The 18,522-nt window shown below is 54.9% G+C and carries 18 protein-coding genes and 1 tRNA gene; 13 read left to right on the top strand and 6 right to left on the bottom strand.

The genetic code is table 11. The features are described 5' to 3' along the window. Window positions 1–40 precede the first annotated feature (40 nt). The 9 genes from sucD to GGE09_RS06570 all read left to right on the top strand — a co-directional run bounded on the left by sucD (window position 41) and on the right by GGE09_RS06570 (window position 10,031). Window positions 41–922, top strand: a complete 882-nt coding sequence (gene sucD, locus GGE09_RS06530) for a succinate--CoA ligase subunit alpha (RefSeq protein ID WP_309745112.1) — start codon at window positions 41–43, stop codon at window positions 920–922. Further along, window positions 922–1,644: a hypothetical protein gene (locus tag GGE09_RS06535; RefSeq protein ID WP_309745113.1), complete on the top strand. Its 723-nt coding sequence runs from the start codon at window positions 922–924 to the stop codon at window positions 1,642–1,644. Before sucD ends, GGE09_RS06535 begins: the two co-directional genes overlap by 1 nt. Further along, window positions 1,641–4,598: a 2-oxoglutarate dehydrogenase E1 component gene (locus tag GGE09_RS06540; protein WP_309745115.1), complete on the top strand. Its 2,958-nt coding sequence runs from the start codon at window positions 1,641–1,643 to the stop codon at window positions 4,596–4,598. The genes GGE09_RS06535 and GGE09_RS06540 overlap by 4 nt, the downstream gene beginning before the upstream one ends. Next, entirely contained in the window at window positions 4,598–6,139 is a 1,542-nt protein-coding gene (gene odhB, locus GGE09_RS06545; protein ID WP_309745794.1) for a 2-oxoglutarate dehydrogenase complex dihydrolipoyllysine-residue succinyltransferase, read from the top strand. The genes GGE09_RS06540 and odhB overlap by 1 nt, the downstream gene beginning before the upstream one ends. Before the next feature lie 83 nt (window positions 6,140–6,222). Continuing rightward, window positions 6,223–6,609: an MAPEG family protein gene (locus GGE09_RS06550; RefSeq protein ID WP_309745117.1), complete on the top strand. Its 387-nt coding sequence runs from the start codon at window positions 6,223–6,225 to the stop codon at window positions 6,607–6,609. 217 nt (window positions 6,610–6,826) lie between these two features. Next, window positions 6,827–7,237: an MAPEG family protein gene (locus GGE09_RS06555; RefSeq protein WP_309745119.1), complete on the top strand. Its 411-nt coding sequence runs from the start codon at window positions 6,827–6,829 to the stop codon at window positions 7,235–7,237. Next, window positions 7,234–7,887, top strand: a complete 654-nt coding sequence (locus GGE09_RS06560) for a VOC family protein (protein WP_309745121.1) — start codon at window positions 7,234–7,236, stop codon at window positions 7,885–7,887. Before GGE09_RS06555 ends, GGE09_RS06560 begins: the two co-directional genes overlap by 4 nt. A gap of 20 nt (window positions 7,888–7,907) precedes the next feature. Continuing rightward, window positions 7,908–9,296, top strand: a complete 1,389-nt coding sequence (gene lpdA, locus GGE09_RS06565) for a dihydrolipoyl dehydrogenase (protein ID WP_309745123.1) — start codon at window positions 7,908–7,910, stop codon at window positions 9,294–9,296. Between the two features lie 6 nt (window positions 9,297–9,302). After that, entirely contained in the window at window positions 9,303–10,031 is a 729-nt protein-coding gene (locus GGE09_RS06570; RefSeq protein WP_309745125.1) for a sulfite exporter TauE/SafE family protein, read from the top strand. 5 nt (window positions 10,032–10,036) lie between these two features. Here GGE09_RS06570 and GGE09_RS06575 read toward each other — a convergent pair whose 3' ends face one another. After that, on the bottom strand, window positions 10,037–10,711 hold the full coding sequence (locus GGE09_RS06575; RefSeq protein WP_309745127.1) for a GntR family transcriptional regulator: 675 nt from the start codon (window positions 10,709–10,711) through the stop codon (window positions 10,037–10,039). Between the two features lie 74 nt (window positions 10,712–10,785). After that, window positions 10,786–11,472 carry a SprT family zinc-dependent metalloprotease gene (locus GGE09_RS06580; protein WP_309745129.1) on the bottom strand — a complete coding sequence of 229 codons (687 nt, stop codon included), beginning with the start codon at window positions 11,470–11,472 and terminating at the stop codon, window positions 10,786–10,788. A gap of 142 nt (window positions 11,473–11,614) precedes the next feature. On the opposite strand from GGE09_RS06580, the gene GGE09_RS06585 reads away from it, so the two are divergent. Both GGE09_RS06585 and GGE09_RS06590 read left to right on the top strand, forming a co-directional pair. Further along, window positions 11,615–11,953: a TIGR02300 family protein gene (locus GGE09_RS06585; RefSeq protein ID WP_309745131.1), complete on the top strand. Its 339-nt coding sequence runs from the start codon at window positions 11,615–11,617 to the stop codon at window positions 11,951–11,953. A gap of 85 nt (window positions 11,954–12,038) precedes the next feature. Then, window positions 12,039–12,114 (top strand) — tRNA-Ala (locus GGE09_RS06590). A 314-nt stretch (window positions 12,115–12,428) separates the two neighbouring features. Here the strand turns inward: GGE09_RS06590 and GGE09_RS06595 are convergent. Further along, a complete protein-coding gene (locus tag GGE09_RS06595; protein WP_309745132.1) occupies window positions 12,429–12,707 on the bottom strand; it encodes a hypothetical protein in 279 nt (92 codons plus the stop codon). 247 nt (window positions 12,708–12,954) lie between these two features. On the opposite strand from GGE09_RS06595, the gene GGE09_RS06600 reads away from it, so the two are divergent. Beyond that, entirely contained in the window at window positions 12,955–13,503 is a 549-nt protein-coding gene (locus tag GGE09_RS06600; RefSeq protein ID WP_309745134.1) for a YaeQ family protein, read from the top strand. A gap of 38 nt (window positions 13,504–13,541) precedes the next feature. Here GGE09_RS06600 and GGE09_RS06605 read toward each other — a convergent pair whose 3' ends face one another. Then, complete coding sequence (locus GGE09_RS06605) at window positions 13,542–13,781, bottom strand: hypothetical protein (RefSeq protein WP_309745136.1); 240 nt, start codon at window positions 13,779–13,781, stop codon at window positions 13,542–13,544. 275 nt (window positions 13,782–14,056) lie between these two features. Here GGE09_RS06605 and GGE09_RS06610 point away from each other — a divergent pair, with 275 nt between their 5' ends. Continuing rightward, on the top strand, window positions 14,057–15,007 hold the full coding sequence (locus GGE09_RS06610) for an MYG1 family protein (RefSeq protein ID WP_309745138.1): 951 nt from the start codon (window positions 14,057–14,059) through the stop codon (window positions 15,005–15,007). Between the two features lie 49 nt (window positions 15,008–15,056). On the opposite strand, the gene GGE09_RS06615 is transcribed toward GGE09_RS06610, so the two are convergent. Further along, window positions 15,057–16,796 (bottom strand): aldehyde dehydrogenase family protein, encoded by a 1,740-nt coding sequence (locus tag GGE09_RS06615; RefSeq protein WP_309745140.1) that lies wholly within the window; start codon window positions 16,794–16,796, stop codon window positions 15,057–15,059. Beyond that, window positions 16,789–18,423 (bottom strand): long-chain fatty acid--CoA ligase, encoded by a 1,635-nt coding sequence (locus tag GGE09_RS06620; RefSeq protein ID WP_309745142.1) that lies wholly within the window; start codon window positions 18,421–18,423, stop codon window positions 16,789–16,791. Before GGE09_RS06620 ends, GGE09_RS06615 begins: the two co-directional genes overlap by 8 nt. Window positions 18,424–18,522 lie beyond the last annotated feature (99 nt).

Below are 18,522 nucleotides of genomic sequence, written 5' to 3' on the forward strand. Positions count from 1 at the left end.
TGAACCCCGCCCTACGCAAATTACCAAGGGACCAAACATTATGGCCGTACTCGTAAACAAGAATACCAAAGTCATCTGTCAGGGCATCACCGGCTCTCAGGGGACGTTCCACTCGGAGCAAGCCATTGAATATGGCACACAAATGGTGGGCGGTGTGACACCTGGCAAAGGCGGCACAAGCCACCTTGGCCTGCCCGTTTACAACTCTGTCCACGAAGCAAAAGCCATGACCGAGGCCAATGCCAGCGTGATCTACGTTCCCCCGCCTTTCGCGGCAGATTCCATTCTGGAAGCCATTGACGCGGAAATGGAACTGATCGTTTGTATCACCGAAGGCATTCCTGTGCTGGACATGATGAAAGTGAAACGTGCGCTGGAAGGGTCCAAATCCCTGCTGATCGGGCCGAACTGCCCTGGCGTTATCACACCGGGTGAATGTAAGATCGGTATTATGCCGGGCCACATCCACAAAGCCGGTTCTGTTGGCATCGTTTCCCGTTCAGGCACGCTGACCTATGAAGCGGTTGGTCAAACAACGGCTGCGGGTCTGGGCCAGTCTACGGCGATCGGCATCGGTGGTGACCCGATCAAAGGGACTGAACACCTGGATTGTCTGGAAATGTTCCTTGCGGACCCTGACACACAGTCCATGATCATGCTGGGCGAAATTGGCGGATCTGCCGAAGAAGAAGCTGCACAGTTCCTGAAAGACGAGGCCAAACGCGGTCGTTCCAAGCCTTGTGCCGGCTTTATCGCTGGCCGCACGGCGCCTCCGGGCCGTCGTATGGGTCACGCCGGCGCGATTGTTGCCGGTGGTGTTGGTGGTGCCGAAGACAAAATCGAAGCGATGAAATCTGCGGGTATCATCGTGGCTGACAGCCCTGCTGGACTGGGCGAAGCTGTTCTGAAAGCGATCGGCTGATGTCACCCTGCCCCGTAGGCTGCGTGACTTCCACGCGCCATTCTTTACACGGCGGCACATCTACCGCATGGCGCGCCCGTCGCGCCATGCTTGGTCTCTTTTTTGCATCTCTGGCCCCTGCTGCCTTTGCAGCCTCGGCCAATGCGTTTGAAGCAGACCCCTGTCTTTCCCCCGCCCATCACATTAGCGTTCTGGAAAACAGCTTTGCCGAACAGGGCTGGGCTGTTGTGGATACGCCAAACGCCCCCGTGATTGACGCACTGGCCTGGATTGGCATGCCCCAGTATTTTGCGGGCGACAGTGGCGGGCAAACCAAAACCTATGTTCTGGACCTGAAACGCAAGACCGCTGCGGGGTATTTCCGCAAGAAAGACCTGCCAAACGCCCAGACCCGCATTCTGAACCGCAAAACCGATGCGGGCCCCGAAGTGTTGCTGGTGTCATGGCTCAAAACCTCGTTAGAGCATATCAACATCACCTGCGATTTCGCGGTATCCCCCGATACAGCCTCCGAAATCCGCGCCAAACAACCGCCCCCCGTTTACAAAAGCGGTTTTTCCCGCCTGCCCACAGTGACTGAAATCTCGATCAACCGCAGCAGTGCTGTGCAAATCGTGTTTCTGGACAGGGCCGCGTTGGAAAAACAGCTTAATACCAAAGTCCCTGCCTCCGCTATCGTATCAACCTCCCTGAGCTATAATGCAAAGGACATCAAACCATGACCGAACATCCCTCTAACGACCAGTTCCATGCAGAAAGCTTTCTGCAAGGCCATAACGCTGAATATATCGAACAGCTTTATGCGCGTTACACCCAAGACCCTACGGCCGTTGATGCGGCTTGGGTGGATTTTTTCAAATCCATGGGCGACGCGACGGGTGATGTTCAGGCTGAGGCAGCCGGACCAAGCTGGGCGCGCCCTGACTGGCCACCGCAGCCAAATGATGATCTGACAGCGGCGCTGGATGGGCAATGGGGCGTTGACCCAAGCGTTCACGCAGAGAAAAAGATCACCGAAAAAGCGGCTGAAAAAGGCGTGGTGGTGTCTGAATCCCAAGTGCGTCAGGCGGTGCTTGATTCCGTGCGCGCCTTGATGCTGATCCGCGCGTATCGCATTGTGGGCCATCTGGCAGCAGACCTTGATCCGCTGAACATGCGCAAAACCGGTGATTTGCCGGAATTGCAGCCGCAAAACTATGGCTTTAACGAAGCCGACATGGATCGCCCGATCTTTCTGGACAACGTTCTGGGGCTGGAAACAGCCACCATGCGCGAGATCCTTGAAATCGTGAAACGCACCTATTGCGGCACATTTGCCCTGCAATACATGCATATTTCCGATGCAGAACAGGCCGCTTGGTTGAAAGAACGGATTGAAGGCTACGGCAAGGAAATCCAATTCACCAAAGAGGGCCGCAAAGCCATTTTGCAAAAGATGGTTGAAGCCGAGGGATTTGAAAAATTCCTGCATGTGAAATATTCAGGCACCAAACGCTTTGGTCTGGATGGCGGCGAAAGCCTGATCCCTGCCATGGAACAGATCATCAAACGGGGCGGCGCACTGGGTGTGCGCGATGTAATCGTTGGCATGCCCCACCGTGGGCGTCTGAACGTTTTGTCCAACGTGATGCAAAAACCTTTCCGTGCGATCTTTAACGAATTTCAGGGCGGCAGCTTTAAACCCGAAAGCGTTGATGGTTCAGGCGATGTGAAATACCACCTTGGCGCGTCGTCCGATCGGGAATTTGACGGCAATTCGGTTCACCTGTCCCTGACAGCCAACCCGTCCCACCTTGAGGCGGTGAACCCTGTGGTTCTGGGCAAGGCCCGCGCCAAACAGGAACAGCTTAACGATACCGAACGCACCAAGGTTCTGCCGATCCTGTTGCACGGCGATGCGGCTTTTGCTGGTCAGGGTGTTGTTGCAGAATGTTTCGGCCTATCCGGTCTGAAGGGTCACAAAACCGGCGGCACAATCCACTTGGTAGTGAACAACCAGATCGGCTTTACCACAGCGCCCCATAACTCGCGGTCCAGCCCCTATTGCACCGACATCGCCCTGATGGTCGAAGCGCCGATTTTCCACGTGAATGGCGACGATCCCGAAGCGGTGGTTCATGCGGCGAAAGTGGCCACCGAATACCGTCAGAAGTTCCACAAAGATGTGGTGATCGACATCATCTGTTACCGTCGTTTCGGTCACAATGAAGGCGACGAGCCGATGTTCACCAACCCTGAAATGTACACACAGATCAAAGGTCACAAAACCACGCTGGCCGTGTACACCGAACGACTGGTGCGCGACGGTCTGATCCCTGAAGGAGAGATCGAGGACCAAAAAGCCGCGTTCCAAGCCTATCTGAACGAAGAATTCGAGGCGGGGAAAACCTATAAACCCAACAAGGCCGACTGGCTGGACGGGCGTTGGTCCCATCTGGACAAACGGGGCGAGGATTATCAGCGAGGGGCAACTTCGGTTGATGAAGACGCGCTGCGCAATGTGGGTGAAGCCCTGACCACCCTGCCCGAGGGTTTCAATGTGCACCGCACTGTCGCGCGGCTGCTCGAAACCAAAAAAGAGATGTTCTCTAGCGGGAAAAACATCGACTGGGCCACCGCTGAGGCTTTGGCCTTTGGTTCGCTGCTGCGCGAGGGCTATCCTGTACGCCTGTCGGGGCAGGATTCCACCCGTGGTACATTCAGTCAGCGCCATTCGGGAATTATCGACCAGAAAACCGAAGAACGGTTTTTGCCGCTGAACCATATTTCTGACAAACAGGCGAAATACGAAGTCATCGATTCAATGCTGTCGGAATATGCGGTGCTTGGCTATGAATACGGCTATACACTTGCAGAACCGAACGCGCTGACCCTGTGGGAAGCCCAATTCGGCGATTTCGCCAATGGTGCGCAGATCATGTTTGACCAGTTCATCAGCTCTGGCGAAAGCAAATGGCTGCGGATGTCCGGTCTGGTCTGTCTGCTGCCCCACGGCTATGAAGGTCAGGGACCAGAGCATTCCAGCGCCCGTTTGGAACGGTTTTTAACCATGTGTGGCGGCGACAACTGGATTGTGGCCAATTGCACAACCCCTGCGAACTATTTCCACATTCTGCGTCGTCAGATGCACCGGACCTATCGTAAACCGCTGATCCTGATGACGCCGAAATCCCTGCTGCGTCACAAAATGGCTGTGTCTACTTTGGCTGAAATGGCCGAAGGCTCCAGCTTCCACCGTGTGTTGTGGGATGATGCCCAATACGGCAATTCCGACACAAAACTGGCCGCAGATGATAAAATCAAACGGGTGGTTCTGTGTTCGGGCAAGGTCTATTATGATCTGCTCGAAGAACGCGACAATCGGGGTATCGACGATATTTACCTGCTGCGGGTCGAACAGTTCTACCCCTTCCCCGCCCATTCCATGGTCACGGAGTTGCAGCGCTTCCCCAATGCAGATTTCATCTGGTGTCAGGAAGAGCCTAAAAACCAAGGCGCTTGGTCGTTTATCGAGCCAAATATCGAATGGGTGCTGACCCGTTTGGATCACACAAACAAGCGTCCTGTCTATGTGGGTCGCAACGCCTCGGCGTCGCCAGCAACCGGACTGGCCAGCCAACACAAAGCAGAACAACAAGCGCTGGTGAATGAAGCGCTGACAATAGAGGATAAATAATCATGGCCGACGTAAGAGTACCCACCCTAGGCGAAAGCGTAACCGAAGCAACGATCGCCACATGGTTCAAACAACCCGGTGACAGCGTGGCCGTGGACGAAATGCTGTGCGAGTTGGAAACAGATAAAGTCACCGTCGAAGTACCCTCGCCAGTGGCGGGCACTTTGGGTGAAATCGTCGCGGCCGAAGGGGAAACAGTGGGCGTAGATGCACTGCTGGCCGTGATCAGCGAAGGCGGAGAAGCAACCGCCGCCCCCGCCAAGGACGCCCCAGAAAAAGAGCCTGCTAAGGACTCTGCCCCGGCATCTGATGCGTCTGACGAAGGCGAACATGTGAATGTGATGGTTCCAGCCCTTGGCGAAAGCGTGTCCGAAGCCACGGTTGCCACATGGTTCAAAGCCGAAGGCGATGAAGTTGCCGCCGATGAAATGCTGTGCGAGTTGGAAACCGATAAGGTTTCGGTCGAGGTTCCAGCCCCAGCTGCCGGTATCCTGTCAAAAATCTACGCCGGCGACGGAGTGACAGTTGAAGCAGGCGGCAAACTGGCGCTTATTACCAGCGGCGGTGCAAGCCCAGCGGCGAAACCAGCAGCGCAACCGGTTGCAGCAACAGCCGATGCTAAAATCACCAAAGACGGCATGAAAAACGCTCCATCCGCTGAAAAAATGATGGCAGACAAGGGCCTTAGCGCTGATCAAGTCACCGGCACAGGCCGCGACGGGCGTATTATGAAAGAAGACGTGATGAAAGCAGCTTCCGGCGCTTCGGCCCCTGCAAAATCCCAAGCCGCCCCTGCTGCGCGCGCCGTTGCCCCTGCTGCACCCGTTGCCGCAGATCAGGCAGCCCGTGAAGAACGGGTGAAAATGACCCGTCTGCGCCAGACCATCGCGCGCCGCCTGAAAGAAAGCCAGAACACCGCCGCCATGCTGACCACCTACAACGAGGTGGACATGACCGAGGTGATGGCCCTGCGCAACGAATACAAAGACCTGTTCCTGAAAAAACACGGCGTCAAACTGGGCTTTATGTCCTTCTTCACCAAGGCCTGTAACCACGCCCTGCGTGAAGTGCCCGAAGTGAACGCTGAAATCGACGGCACGGATGTAGTGTACAAAAACTACGTCAACATGGGTATCGCAGCGGGTACGCCTACGGGTCTTGTTGTACCAGTTGTCAAAGACGCCGACAGCATGTCATTCGCTGAAATCGAAAAAGAAATCGCCCGTCTGGGTGGTCTAGCCCGTGACGGCAAACTGTCTATGGCCGATATGCAGGGCGGCAGCTTTACCATTTCCAACGGTGGTGTGTACGGCTCGCTGATGTCCTCGCCTATTCTGAACCCGCCGCAATCGGGTATTCTTGGGATGCATAAAATCCAGGACCGCCCTATGGCGATCAACGGAGAGGTCGTGATCCGTCCAATGATGTATCTGGCCCTGTCCTACGATCACCGCATCGTGGACGGCAAAGGCGCTGTGACTTTCCTTGTACGCGTCAAAGAAGCCCTAGAGGACCCACGCCGCCTGCTGATGGATTTGTGATTGTGGCGGGATGAACTGCGCCCTACCGTAAAACGTAGGGTGGGGTTCATCCCACCACTTAACCCAAACCAAGGAGAAGACCCATGACCTCCGAACTTTCAATCCTCGCACTCTATGGCCTTCTTGTTATCCTGGTCCTTGTTGTTCAGGCGCTTTTCGGTGCGGCACAATTGGGGCTGCCGTATCTGGCAACCGCCCGTGATGAAGGGCGCAAACTTTCTGGCATGGGGGCGCGTGTTGAACGCAGTCTGAACAATTCTATCGTGGCGCTGGCGCTGTTTGCTCCTGCGGTTCTGATCCTGACGACCACATCGGCAACCACAGCGAACAGTTTGCTGGCGGCGCAAATCTTTCTGATCGCGCGGGTGATCTATGCGCCGCTTTACTGGTTTGCGATCCCGTGGCTGCGCACCGCGGCTTGGGCGTCCGGATTTATTGCAACCATTTATCTTTACCTTTTGGCCGTCTAAACAAAATCATGGCCTACCTCGACCCGAAAACCCTGCGCTGTCCCAAATGCGACTATCAAACTGACGTGACAATTGTTGTCGGGGTCGGCCCCCACTCCAAATCCGGTGATACCCCCTACAGGCGGCACCAGCGCAGCACTTCAGGGGTTGAGGGGAACACAATCACCTGCCCCAACGACGGCACCGTCCTTTGGACAGATATTGCAGGACACAGCGCATGAGCAGTGAAATTACCATTCTGACCTATGCGGCCCTGCTGCAAGTCATCCAGTTCGCGCTGATGTCGATCACCGCCAATCTGGACGTGGGGCCTGCGCGCACCCTGTCGCCGCGCGATCCGTCGCGCCTTGGCAAACCGGTAAACGAACTGTTATCCGAAAAACCCGGACGTCTGTTTCGCGCCTTTAACAACCATTTTGAAGCCCTGATCATATTCACCATCGCGGTGGTGGTTGTGACCCTTGGCAATCAATCCAGCCCTGTGACCGTGACCTGCGGCTGGATCTATCTGGGCGCGCGGGTGCTGTATATTCCCGCCTATTACTTTGGCTGGACGCCGTGGCGATCCGTGATTTGGTTTATCGGGTTTGGCGCAACTGTGCTGATGCTGCTGGCAACATTGGTATGATTGCGCTGGATCATATCGGGCTGGCGGCAACCACGCTGGAACAGGGCATTGCTTATGTGTTTGAACGCACTGGCATAACCGTGCCCTTGGGCGGCGCGCACCCCGGCAAAGGCACCCATAACGCGCTGACCGCCACGGGCGATAGCAGCTATCTTGAAATCATCGCGCCCGATCCCAGTCAAGCTGAACCTGAATTTCCCCGCATGTTCGATCAGGATTCCACCGCTACAAAAGCCGCGCTGATGGACGGGCCACGCATCCAGACCTATCTGCTGCGCACCGACAATATTGAACGGGACATGGCAATTTACCGCGAACACGGCTTTGATTTGGGCCAATCGGTTAGCGCGGCACGAGGCGCCCTGCGCTGGCAGATCGCCCTACGGCCCGATGGCAAGTTGAACGCACAAGGCGCGGTTCCCGTGCTGCTGCAATGGCCCGATGGTCCCCACGTCAGTGATGGTATGGACAATCAAGGCCTGCGCCTGCAAAACCTGACCCTGCGCACCCCGCAGGCCGCCAAAATATCCGCGCTGTTCGCAGCGCTTGGATTTCACGACACCCGCATTTCAGTGACACAGGATGCAACCCCCCTGATCACTGCGACCTATCAAACACCCAATGGCCAACTGGTTACATTGGGCGACTGACCCTTAGAAGGAGATCTCACATGGCAGACTATGACGTAATCATCATCGGCGGTGGCCCGGGCGGCTATGTCTGTGCCATTCGCTGCGCACAACTGGGCCTGAAAACCGCCGTTGTCGAAAGCCGTTCAACTCTTGGCGGCACCTGCCTGAATGTAGGGTGTATCCCCTCAAAAGCCCTGTTACATGCGTCACATATGCTGCATGAGGCCGAGCATAACTTTGCCAAAATGGGTTTGAAGGGCAAAAGCCCGTCTGTCGATTTCAAACAGATGATCGCCTATAAGCAGGAAACTGTAGACACAAACACCAGCGGCATCGCCTTTCTGTTCAAAAAGAACAAAATCGACCACATTCATGGCTTTGGCAAAATCACCGCAAAGGGCGAAGTGACCGTCGGGTCAGATGTTCACAAAGCCAAAAATATCGTGATCGCCACTGGCTCCGAACCCTCAACTCTGAAAGGTGTTGAAGTGGACGAAAAGGTCGTTGTGACCTCCACCGGCGCGCTGGAACTTGGCAAGGTTCCCAAAACCCTAGCCGTGATCGGCGCAGGCGTGATCGGGCTGGAACTTGGCTCTGTTTATGCCCGTCTTGGCAGTGAAGTTACGGTGATCGAATATCTGGATCACATCACCCCGGGCATGGATAAAGAAACTGGCAAAGCCCTGCAACGGATGCTGAAAAAGCAGGGCCTGAACTTTGTCCTGAACGCGGCTGTGCAAAACGTCGAGGCGACAAAAACCAAGGCCAAACTGACCTATGAAGACCGCAAGAAAGGCGACTCTGTCACCATTGATGCGGATGTAGTTCTGGTGGCAACAGGGCGTAAACCCTTTACCGACGGTCTGGGCTTTACCGAACTGGGCGGCGAAATGACAGAGCGGGGCCAGATCAAGACCAACGCCACTTGGGGCACCAACATTGACGGCATCTACGCGCTTGGGGATGTTATTGTGGGGCCAATGCTGGCCCATAAAGCCGAAGACGAAGGCATGGCTGTGGCCGAACAGATCGCGGGCAAACATGGTCATGTGAATTACGGCGTGATCCCGGGTGTGGTCTACACCACCCCCGAGGTGGCATCCGTGGGTAAAACCGAAGAACAGCTGAAAGAAGAGGGCGTTTCTTATAAGGTTGGCAAATTCCCTTTCATGGGCAATGCGCGGGCCAAGGCAGTGCATCAGGGCGACGGCTTTGTGAAACTGCTGGTGGATAAAGACACAGACCGGATTTTGGGCTGTCACCTGATCGGGCCATCCGCAGGTGATCTGATCCATGAAATCTGTGTGGCAATGGAATTTGGCGCCTCGGCGCAGGATGTGGCCATGACCTGCCACGCCCACCCCACGTTTTCAGAAGCCGTGCGCGAAGCTGCACTGGCCTGTGGCGACGGCGCAATCCATGCGTAACCGCCGATGGAATTAGCCTTTTTAGCCGCCGGCGCTCTCGCCGGCGGTTTTGTGAACGGGCTGACTGGATTTGGCTTTGCGTTAATGTCAGCGGGATTCTGGCTGATCATTTTGCCGCCCACCACAGTGGTGCCCCTTATGGCCGCCTGCATGACCTGCAGCCAGCTGATGACCCTGCCCCGTGTCTGGCGGATGATTGATGCCAAACGGGCGGTTCCCATGACGCTGGGCGGTTTGTTAGGCGTACCCATTGGAATCGCCATTCTGCCGCTGGTGCCCCTGCCTCAGTTCAAATTCGGCGTGGCCTGCCTGATCTGCCTGAACCTGATCTATGTACTGACCCTGCAATCCCGTTTAACCCTGCCCCGAACCGCGGAAAAATACCACTTTGTCACCGGTTTTATCAGCGGCATCTTTGGCGGGATTTCTGCATTGTCGGGCGTCGTCACAACTATCTGGGCGGGGCTGTTTGGCTGGACCAAACAGGAAAAGCGCGGCGTGTTTCAGGCGTTTAACCTGTCGATGGGCGCATTTTCCCTGTGTCTGTTCGGCTATGGCGGCTATCTGGACCGCCAGTTCGTCTATACCGCATTGATCGTCGTGCCGATGACCCTGCTGGCAGCCACTATCGGCCTGCGGGTGTTTGAACGGATGGGCAATGCAGGGTTCACCAAACTGATCAACATCCTTTTGGGCCTGTCTGCGCTGAACCTGTTTATCTCGGTCCTGTTTTAACGGGGTTAATTTCCCAACATTCGCAACCCTTGGGTCACATCTGCGCGAATGGCCAGCTTCAGCCCCGGTTCATCCCCCGCCCGCAGCGCGGCAATGGCAGTGCGGTGGTTCCCCGCCGCATTGGGCCGTTGCAAGCGGGCGTAAAGCGCGCTCATGGTCGGGCCAAGCTGCAGCCACACGGTTTCCACCATGGCCAACATGGCAGGCGCTTGGGCGCGCAAATACAGCGTGCGGTGAAATTCCAGATTGCTGCGGATATAGCCCACAGCATCCTTTTTCACGATCATCTGCTCAATCGTGATGTTGATATTCTGCAACCGTTCAATCAACGCCAAATGCGCCCGAGGCTGCGCCCGCGCCGCCAGTTCCGGTTCCAGCAAGGCACGGATAGAGGCCAGTTCCTCAATCCGTTCAGTGCTGAGTTGCGGGGCCGAGACACGCCCCGTTTTGGACAGGGACAAGGCCCCTTCGGCTGTCAAACGCCGCACGGCTTCACGCGCTGGGGTCATAGAAACACCATAAGTCTGGGCAATGCCCCGAATGGTCATGGCCTGCCCGGGGGTGATTTCACCGTGCATGATTTCCGATCGCAAAGCGCGAAAAACACGTTCATGGGTCGGCCCTGACAGATCGACAGGGCGTTCGGGGGGCCGTTCAGCTGGTGGCGTGGGTTTGTTCATGGGGTTTTGTGATCACAGTTTAGGCTTCTGTCAACGGCAGAAATGGCACCGCCTGCGTTCAATCGACCAAAGCCCTATAATACAAATCGATGCAGCCTTGGCCCATTGTCCCGTAACCATTGGCGCTGTGCCTGATAATCAGGGTAGATCGCCGCCACTTGCGCCCAATACGCCGCCGAGTGGTTCATTTCCACCAAATGACACACCTCATGGGCGGCAACGTAATCCTGCACTGCACGGGGGGCCATAACCAACCGCCACGAATACATCAGATTGCCGTCACTGGTACAAGACCCCCAGCGGGACCGCGTATCGCGCAGGGTGATCCGCGACACCTGCCGCCCGACTTGCGCTGCATAGCGTTCTGACGCCTCGGCCAGCCGATCCCGTGCCAGAGTTTTGAAATAGGCCCGCAGCTTTGCTGCAAGCTGATCCTGTGATCCGGGTACATACAAATCAGACCCGTCCAACATGACACGCCGCCCCTGCCCCTGAAGCAAACGCACGTCACACCCGTCCAGCAGAATCATCCCGCCAAACACCGGATGCAACCGTGCGGGCTGGCGTGACAGGTTTTGGCGCAGCCAGCCTTCCTGGGCCTGTGCAAAAGCCAGCGCATCCCGTTTGGCGGCCCGCAGCGGCATGGTCAGACTGACCACCCCGTCCACATTGGAAATCCGCAATGAAAACCGCCGTGCCCGCGCTGATTTTTTCAGCACGACAGCAATGGGAGGGGCACCGATTTCATAGGTCTCTGACATGACCATATCCTTACTATTCCCCACAAAAGAGGCAATCCAAAAGCAAGCCAGCACAAAAAAGCCTATTCAACCTTTGACAAGCCTGCATCTCTATGGCAGTTGGCTTCGATACTCGAAAAAACAGTGTACCAAGGGGTAAACTATGCCAAAAGAAGAATGGGGTGTGAAACGTGTTTGCCCGGAAACCGGTAAACGCTTTTACGATTTGGGCAAAGACCCGATTGTCAGCCCCTACACCGGAAAAGAATATCCGCTGTCCCATTTTGTTTCGGATAAATCCAAAACAACCATGGCCGACAAGGAAGATAAATCCGCGATCAAAAAAGCCACTGAAGATGACGAATCTGATGACATCGACGTGCTCGATGACGATGATGACGTGGATGTGGATTTGGGCGATGATGTGCTTGAAGACGATGACGACGACACAGTTCCGCTCGAAGAAATCGCCGATGTTGCGGCACCGGACGACGACACGTAATAAAGTTTATCAAACATTGGATTTTCCGCTTGCAAGCGCGAGCGGGTTTTCCTAAATACCACAAGCGCACAGAAATGAGCGCGATGGGGCCTTAGCTCAGCTGGGAGAGCGCTTCGCTGGCAGCGAAGAGGTCAGGAGTTCGATCCTCCTAGGCTCCACCAAAACCTTCCTATATTTTGATAGCGTTTTGAGTGGGTTACAGGGTGGCCAGCACCCTTTCCCATGTGTTCGCTCCCCCCCTTTGGCCTGACACATCCAGTTAGAAAGCTGCATGAAAGCTGGTGATGCAAAGGCCAGTTCAGATCTTTTGTAAACAGTTCCGCGCCACTCCCGTAGTTACTGGTGATGCTTAATCGTTATTGTCGTTGATACAATTAGCAGCCTTTCATCGCGGCCTTTCAAAATGCCCATTGGAAACTGTCTTCTCCAGAGTGATTCTCAGATTACCCGCCACACACCCTAGCCTGTTCAGCCGCTAAAAGTCATCGAAATCGGGCACATTTCCGATCCGGACGATGAACTCCGGTGAACTAGTTTCACCTGAAAGGAGATCTTCTACGATGATGTAGGCATCAGCCCCTGCGCAATCATCGGATTGGCTGGCCCGTTCGGCACGGCTTTGCGCCTCTGCTGCGGATGAATACTGAAATTGTTTGTCAATTTTCACCCCCGCTTGCGCACCTTTTGCCCCTTTGGTCTGGACGTAAGTCTGACAAATATAATGAGTCTTTGAAGAGTCGTTGTCGTTTGACATTGTGTGATCCTAAATGCGTCTTTGGAAACATAGACAGCAATACGCACAGCTTTGAAAGCCCGCGATTCATCACAACCCCAAAAGGGCAGCACTTAATACATAATGAGGCTTAGGCTTTCCGTATTCGGGCATTTGGGCTTTGGCGGCCCGTTCAGCGCCCCTTTTATTTTGACGCTATTCTTTATCTGCTTTCACAAAGCCGCCAGAGGCATTAGGCATCGCTAACTTTGCAATTCCAGGAAAAACCATGGCGCAAAAAGCCACTATTTATAAAGTAGAACTGTCTGTCTCGGATATGGACCGTCATTATTATGAGACCCATAAACTGACCGTTGCCAAACATCCGTCTGAAACGGACGAACGCCTGATGGTGCGCCTTCTGGCTTTTGCGCTAAACGCCCATGAGCAGTTGGAAATGACCAAGGGCATTTCTACCGACGATGAACCGGACATCTGGCAGAAAAGCCTAAGCGACGAGTTGGAGTTATGGGTGGCTTTAGGGCAGCCGAGCGAAAAGGTTGTGCGTCAATCCAGTGGCAAGGCCGATGCGGTGATTGTCTATTCATACGGGGGTCGGACTGCTGAAATGTGGTGGGATAAGATCAAAAACAGCACCACCCGTTTTGGTAATCTTCAGGTAGTAAATTTCTCTGAAAACGACACCAGCGCGCTTGGAAAGCTGGCGAACCGCTCTTTGCGGATGCAAGTGAATATTCAGGACGGCGATGTTATGGTCAGCGTTGATGATACCATTGTTTATGTGACGCCAATTATTTGGAAAAATGCGGATCAGTAACCGCAGCACAGCGCCAAGGCACAAACAGCGTCAAACCCCTAGTCATCCAGGGCTGGATCATCCGGCGTGGTGTTCAGAAAGATGCGCCCGATTGATTTCACCAAAGGTATGTTCACAAAGACAACAATGCCCGCAGAGATTAGAAGTCTGAGCCATATGCTGACCGGCATCGGGTCCGTTTCATCCGCATAAAGCATGATGATGAAAGTGATCACCACAAACCAGACGGCCAAGGCGCACAGGTTTCGCAAAACGAACTGCTTTGTAGTTTTTGACACGCTGCGTCCCCGATGAATTGATCTTTCCAATGCAACTATCCAAAGACTATGCCGCGTCGCAAGGTTGATTTGATATTGGCGGCTAAATTTCGTGCGTCTGGTCCAGTTTATGGACACATGGATCAGACTAAATTTTCAATTCCGCTACCTGACGCAACCGCTGCAAAATCTAAAACTTGATCTTGCGGCATTCTTTTGCGACTAGGGCGTTTGACGTTCCATAAGCGCGGTCCTGCGGGTCGCCTTTCCACCAGATTACCTTTCGGAGTGCCCCTATGACCATCACCCACCTTGTCACCCATTCCGGGGGCTTTCATGCGGACGAGCTGCTGTCTTCTGTTGTGCTCACCCGTCTGTTCCCGCAGGCCGAATTGCGCCGCAGCCGTGACCCAAAGTGGGTCACCCCCGCAGCAGACAAGATCATTTTTGATGTAGGCGGCCAGCACGATGCTGAAGCGCAGATCTTTGACCACCACCAACGCCCCAGCCCCCTGCGCGAAGACGGGCAACCCTACAGTTCCTTTGGCTTGATCTGGGCCCATTACGGGCAAAAGTATCTGGCGGCGCTGGATGTACCTGCGGATGATATTGATGCCATTCACACAAAATTCGATGCCAAATTTGTGCTGCCCATCGACCTGCTGGACAATGGCGCGATGGAACCATCGGTGGCGGGGCCGCTGTCTATCCTGACCCTGCCGTCCTTGTTGGGCAGTCTGAAACCGGTTTTTGACGATGCGTCGCCCACCGCGGATGACGATGCGTTTTTATCTGCTCTGCCCATCGCCCGCACCTTTGTAGAAGCGCAGATTCGCAATCTTGCGGCCAAAGCCCGCGCACAAAGCCTTGTGCAAGAAGCTATTGAAAAGGCTGGCACCTCGGCCATTCTTGAACTGCCCATGGGCATGCCCTACCGCTCGGCGCTTGATAAGGCTGCGGCCGATCACATTCTGTTCGTGGTTAATCCACGCGGTGACACATGGACAATTGGCGGCATCAAACTGTCAAACGACACCTTTGAACAGCGCGCCGATCTACCCGCCGCCTGGGCCGGATTAAGTGACGCCGCGCTCGAAGAAGCAAGCGGCGTCAAGGGCGCAAAATTCTGCCATAATGCCCGTTTTATAGCTGTGGCCAACTCCCGAGAGGCCATTTTGAAAATGGCCGAACTGGCGGTTCAAGAGGTTCAGCAAAGTCAAACCGCCCCCCTTACCGCCGCACCTTAAACCATTAGTTAAAGCGCCCGATCCTGTTGCAGATCGGGCGCTTTACGTTTCACCCCAGCAAGGCATTCAAAAAGATCCGCGGCAGCTTTAAGATGCTGGGCCGATGTTGAAAACGGGTCAACAACATGCCTACTTTATGCTGTTTTTTGTTTGTCACAAACCACGGCGGTTTTGGCAGCAGGGTCATTCCCCCAGACAATAGATTGCGGGGAAATGGGCGCCATGGGGCTTGGACGATCACCCGCTCTGCGGCGTCAAACATATAGGTGTTATGGGCAAAGCCGATACCGCTTTGCACGTCTTGCAAGGTGTGCCCGGGAAACGCTCCCCACGGGCAGGCGGGGGTCAGAAAGCCAAGACCGCTCCATGTGTTGATGGCGATTGTTCCATAGTGGAAATCTGCAATGATTTCATCAAAGCGTTTTTTGCCGATCTGTTTGATGGTTTTGGGGTGAATAATGATATTGCTGCCCAAAGTCCCGTAAAGGCTTTCATTTGCAAATTTGATTGCTGCCCGCAAATAGGCTTCGGGGTCTGATTGCGCGATTTCATGGGTGGTCATGGCAGGAGCAAAAACCTCTTCCATGCGGTAGGTGCTGTCCGACGACGAGGTGTCAGTGCCGACCAGACAGGCGGGAACCGGACCACGGTCGAACCGGACCACATTGTCTGCGGTAGCTTCGAACTTTGACAGCCGATCCGCCGCGCCCGGATAATAGGGCTGGCGCGGGTCCATACTGCCAATGATTTTTTGAATCGTGTCCAGCAGGCTTTGCCTTTTGTCCCAACTTTTGGGCAGGATCAGCATCTGGCAGGCCACACAGTTGAACCCTGAATTGTGCATCTTTTGCGTGGCAATGTTTTCCGCCTGAAATTTAAGATCAGCCGCCGTCCATGGACCGGGCACTACGATTGTCGGGCAAACGGCACCCAGTTCTGATGTGATCGGCTTGGTCAGTTTGGGCGTATTCGCCGCTTTGTTTCGCGCGCCCTCTTCGCCACGCCCCCAAACGATCATGTCATGGGATGCGCCTGACCCTGTGATGTGGATTTCGTCAATATCGGGGTGGTCGCACAGATACCCCCCCACATCCGCTCCGCCTTTGACAATTCGCAAAGCGCCGAAATCAATCAAAGGCTTAAGCGCATCTGACAGGAAATCCGCCAGATATTCGTTCACGGGGTTCATTTTCAAAATGGTCACGCAGTGATCATTGAACAGCTTTTGCAGCACGTCCAGCGGTGCGATGGCTGCGATATTGCCTGCCCCCAACACCAGTGCAACCTTGCCAACACGTTCACTGGCCGGTGCGTCGTAAGCCTGTGCCGTATTCTGTGCAAGGTTCTGGGATGTAACGCCTTTTTCCATCCACACTTCGGCCGAGACTCCCGATAACAACAAATGATCCCAGATTGAATGGGGCAGCACCTGCACAGCAGTCTGGCCACTTGCGGTTTCACGTTTCTTAAGGGAATTAAGAAAGGTTTTCCCGTCCATCTGTGACAGGGTTTGCAACAACCCGTTGCAAGCTGACATGACGGTATAGGGGCCGGAAATCCATTCCTCCCCCACCAGTGGGGAATCTTCGGGGATGCCTTTCATTCGCGCAGCCGTTTCGGCCCAATCTTTGGACAGGGGCAGCAATCTGTCTTTGATTTCACCCAACAGGGCAATGCGTTCTGGGGTGCTGGTGCGCGCCCATTTGTCTTTGGCTGCGGTCAGGTCAGCAAGTGCTGCATCCATCGTTGGATTTTGCGGGGTCGCTTCGGATGTCTTGGGGTTAAGCATTGCTTTTTTGTCCTTCCATAAGGCGATTGCCGAACTGTTTGCGCAGTTCATTCTTTTGGATTTTTCCTGTGGCCCCCATAGGCAGCGCATCTACAAAAATCACGGCATCGGGCACCTGCCATGTGGGAATCTTACCTTTGTAAAATGCCAGAAGATCAGACTCGGTTAGGGTCGCATTCGGCGTTTTGATCGCAATCACAATCGGGCGTTCATCCCACAGGTCATGGCGCGCGGCGATAGCAGCGGCATTGGCTACTTCGGGATGGGCGATGGCGATGTTTTCCAACTCGACGGTGGAAATCCACTCACCGCCAGATTTGATGATGTCTTTAGATCTGTCCCGAATGACCATATAGCCATCCGCGTCGATTGTGGACACATCGCCCGTATCAAACCAGCCATCGTCCGTCAGCGCATCAGTGTCTTTGCCAAAGTAACGTTTCACAACCCAATGGCCCCGCACTTGCAGATCGCCTTGGGTTTTACCGTCATGGGGTAAAATCGCACCGGTTTCATCCAGCAATCGCAGATCCACGCCGTATAAAGGCCGTCCCTGCCCTGTGCGCAGTTCGGTTTTTTCTGTGTCAGACAGTTGTTTGTGACGCTGCAAAAATTGGTTCAGTGTGGCCACGGGGGATGTTTCGGTCATACCCCAAGCGTGCAATAATTCAACGCCGTAAGCTGCGAATTTCGGGATCATTGACGGGGGTAAAGGAGCACCGCCAACCACGGTGCGGGTCAGGCTCGGCAAAGTTGATTCTGATGCTTCAAGTGCAGCAAGCAGGTTCATCCAGATGGTTGGCACCCCCAGCGCCAGAGTGGTTTCGGTTTCGTCAATCAGGTTCAAGATCGCCTCACCGCCCAAATTTGGCCCCGGCAGGACCAGCTTACACCCGTTCGCCGCCGCGATATAGGGCACGCCCCAAGCGTTGACGTGGAACATGGGCACCACAGGCAACACCGTGTCTTGCGCCGAAATGGCGATGCCATCTGGCTGATTGCCGACCAGAGTATGCAGCACAGTGGATCGGTGCGAATACAAAACGCCTTTAGGGTTTCCTGTGGTGCCAGATGTGTAACACAGGCTGGACGCGGCCCTTTCATCCACATCAGGCCAAGGCGCATCTGCGTCCCCTGTTTCAAGCAGTTCATCATAAAACAACAGTCCCGCGATCTGATCAGCTGCAGCGTCATCACGCGCGCCCATCAGCACAAAGTGCTTAACGGTGTTCATCTGGGATTGAATTTTCGCGATCAGAGGTAAAAAGCTCTGCTCAAAGAATATCACCTGATCCTGTGCATCCTCTGCCACAAACACCAGCTGTTCGGGGGCTAGACGCGGGTTGATTGTATGACAGACCATCCCCCCGCCCGACACACCGAAATAGATTTCCAGATGACGGCGGTTGTTCCAGGCGATGGTGGCACACCGTTCCCCGTCACTTACCCCCAACAGACGCAGGGCCGAGGCTAATCTGCGGGCGTTCCCGCCCACTGCGCCCCAATTCGTAGTGGTCCGTTCACCCGAAGTTTCAACAGACACGATTTCGGTCTTGGTGTGATAGCGTTCTGCGTGTTCAATGAGGCTACCAATGGTCAATGGCATCTCCATCATGAGTCCTTGCATCAAGGTGCTCCTTTATATGTGTGGTTCGGGTGTGGGTGTGGTGGCTGACCGGTTGCCCCAGCCAGCCCCCCAAGCCGCCCCCCGCTGTGCAGGGCTGCG

This window comes from Roseobacter sp. N2S (assembly GCF_031454055.1).
Lineage (GTDB): Bacteria > Pseudomonadota > Alphaproteobacteria > Rhodobacterales > Rhodobacteraceae > Amylibacter.

Coding starts and splice junctions, on each gene's coding strand:
- GGE09_RS06595 (WP_309745132.1), bottom strand. CDS start 12,707: ATGTCAAACGACAACGACTCTTCAAAGACTCATTATATTTGTCAGACT.
- GGE09_RS06550 (WP_309745117.1), top strand. CDS start 6,223: ATGACCTCCGAACTTTCAATCCTCGCACTCTATGGCCTTCTTGTTATC.
- GGE09_RS06585 (WP_309745131.1), top strand. CDS start 11,615: ATGCCAAAAGAAGAATGGGGTGTGAAACGTGTTTGCCCGGAAACCGGT.
- GGE09_RS06610 (WP_309745138.1), top strand. CDS start 14,057: ATGACCATCACCCACCTTGTCACCCATTCCGGGGGCTTTCATGCGGAC.
- GGE09_RS06575 (WP_309745127.1), bottom strand. CDS start 10,711: ATGAACAAACCCACGCCACCAGCTGAACGGCCCCCCGAACGCCCTGTC.
- GGE09_RS06580 (WP_309745129.1), bottom strand. CDS start 11,472: ATGTCAGAGACCTATGAAATCGGTGCCCCTCCCATTGCTGTCGTGCTG.
- GGE09_RS06560 (WP_309745121.1), top strand. CDS start 7,234: ATGATTGCGCTGGATCATATCGGGCTGGCGGCAACCACGCTGGAACAG.
- GGE09_RS06540 (WP_309745115.1), top strand. CDS start 1,641: ATGACCGAACATCCCTCTAACGACCAGTTCCATGCAGAAAGCTTTCTG.
- GGE09_RS06620 (WP_309745142.1), bottom strand. CDS start 18,423: ATGCAAGGACTCATGATGGAGATGCCATTGACCATTGGTAGCCTCATT.
- GGE09_RS06570 (WP_309745125.1), top strand. CDS start 9,303: ATGGAATTAGCCTTTTTAGCCGCCGGCGCTCTCGCCGGCGGTTTTGTG.
- sucD (WP_309745112.1), top strand. CDS start 41: ATGGCCGTACTCGTAAACAAGAATACCAAAGTCATCTGTCAGGGCATC.
- GGE09_RS06600 (WP_309745134.1), top strand. CDS start 12,955: ATGGCGCAAAAAGCCACTATTTATAAAGTAGAACTGTCTGTCTCGGAT.
- GGE09_RS06615 (WP_309745140.1), bottom strand. CDS start 16,796: ATGCTTAACCCCAAGACATCCGAAGCGACCCCGCAAAATCCAACGATG.
- GGE09_RS06535 (WP_309745113.1), top strand. CDS start 922: ATGTCACCCTGCCCCGTAGGCTGCGTGACTTCCACGCGCCATTCTTTA.
- lpdA (WP_309745123.1), top strand. CDS start 7,908: ATGGCAGACTATGACGTAATCATCATCGGCGGTGGCCCGGGCGGCTAT.
- GGE09_RS06555 (WP_309745119.1), top strand. CDS start 6,827: ATGAGCAGTGAAATTACCATTCTGACCTATGCGGCCCTGCTGCAAGTC.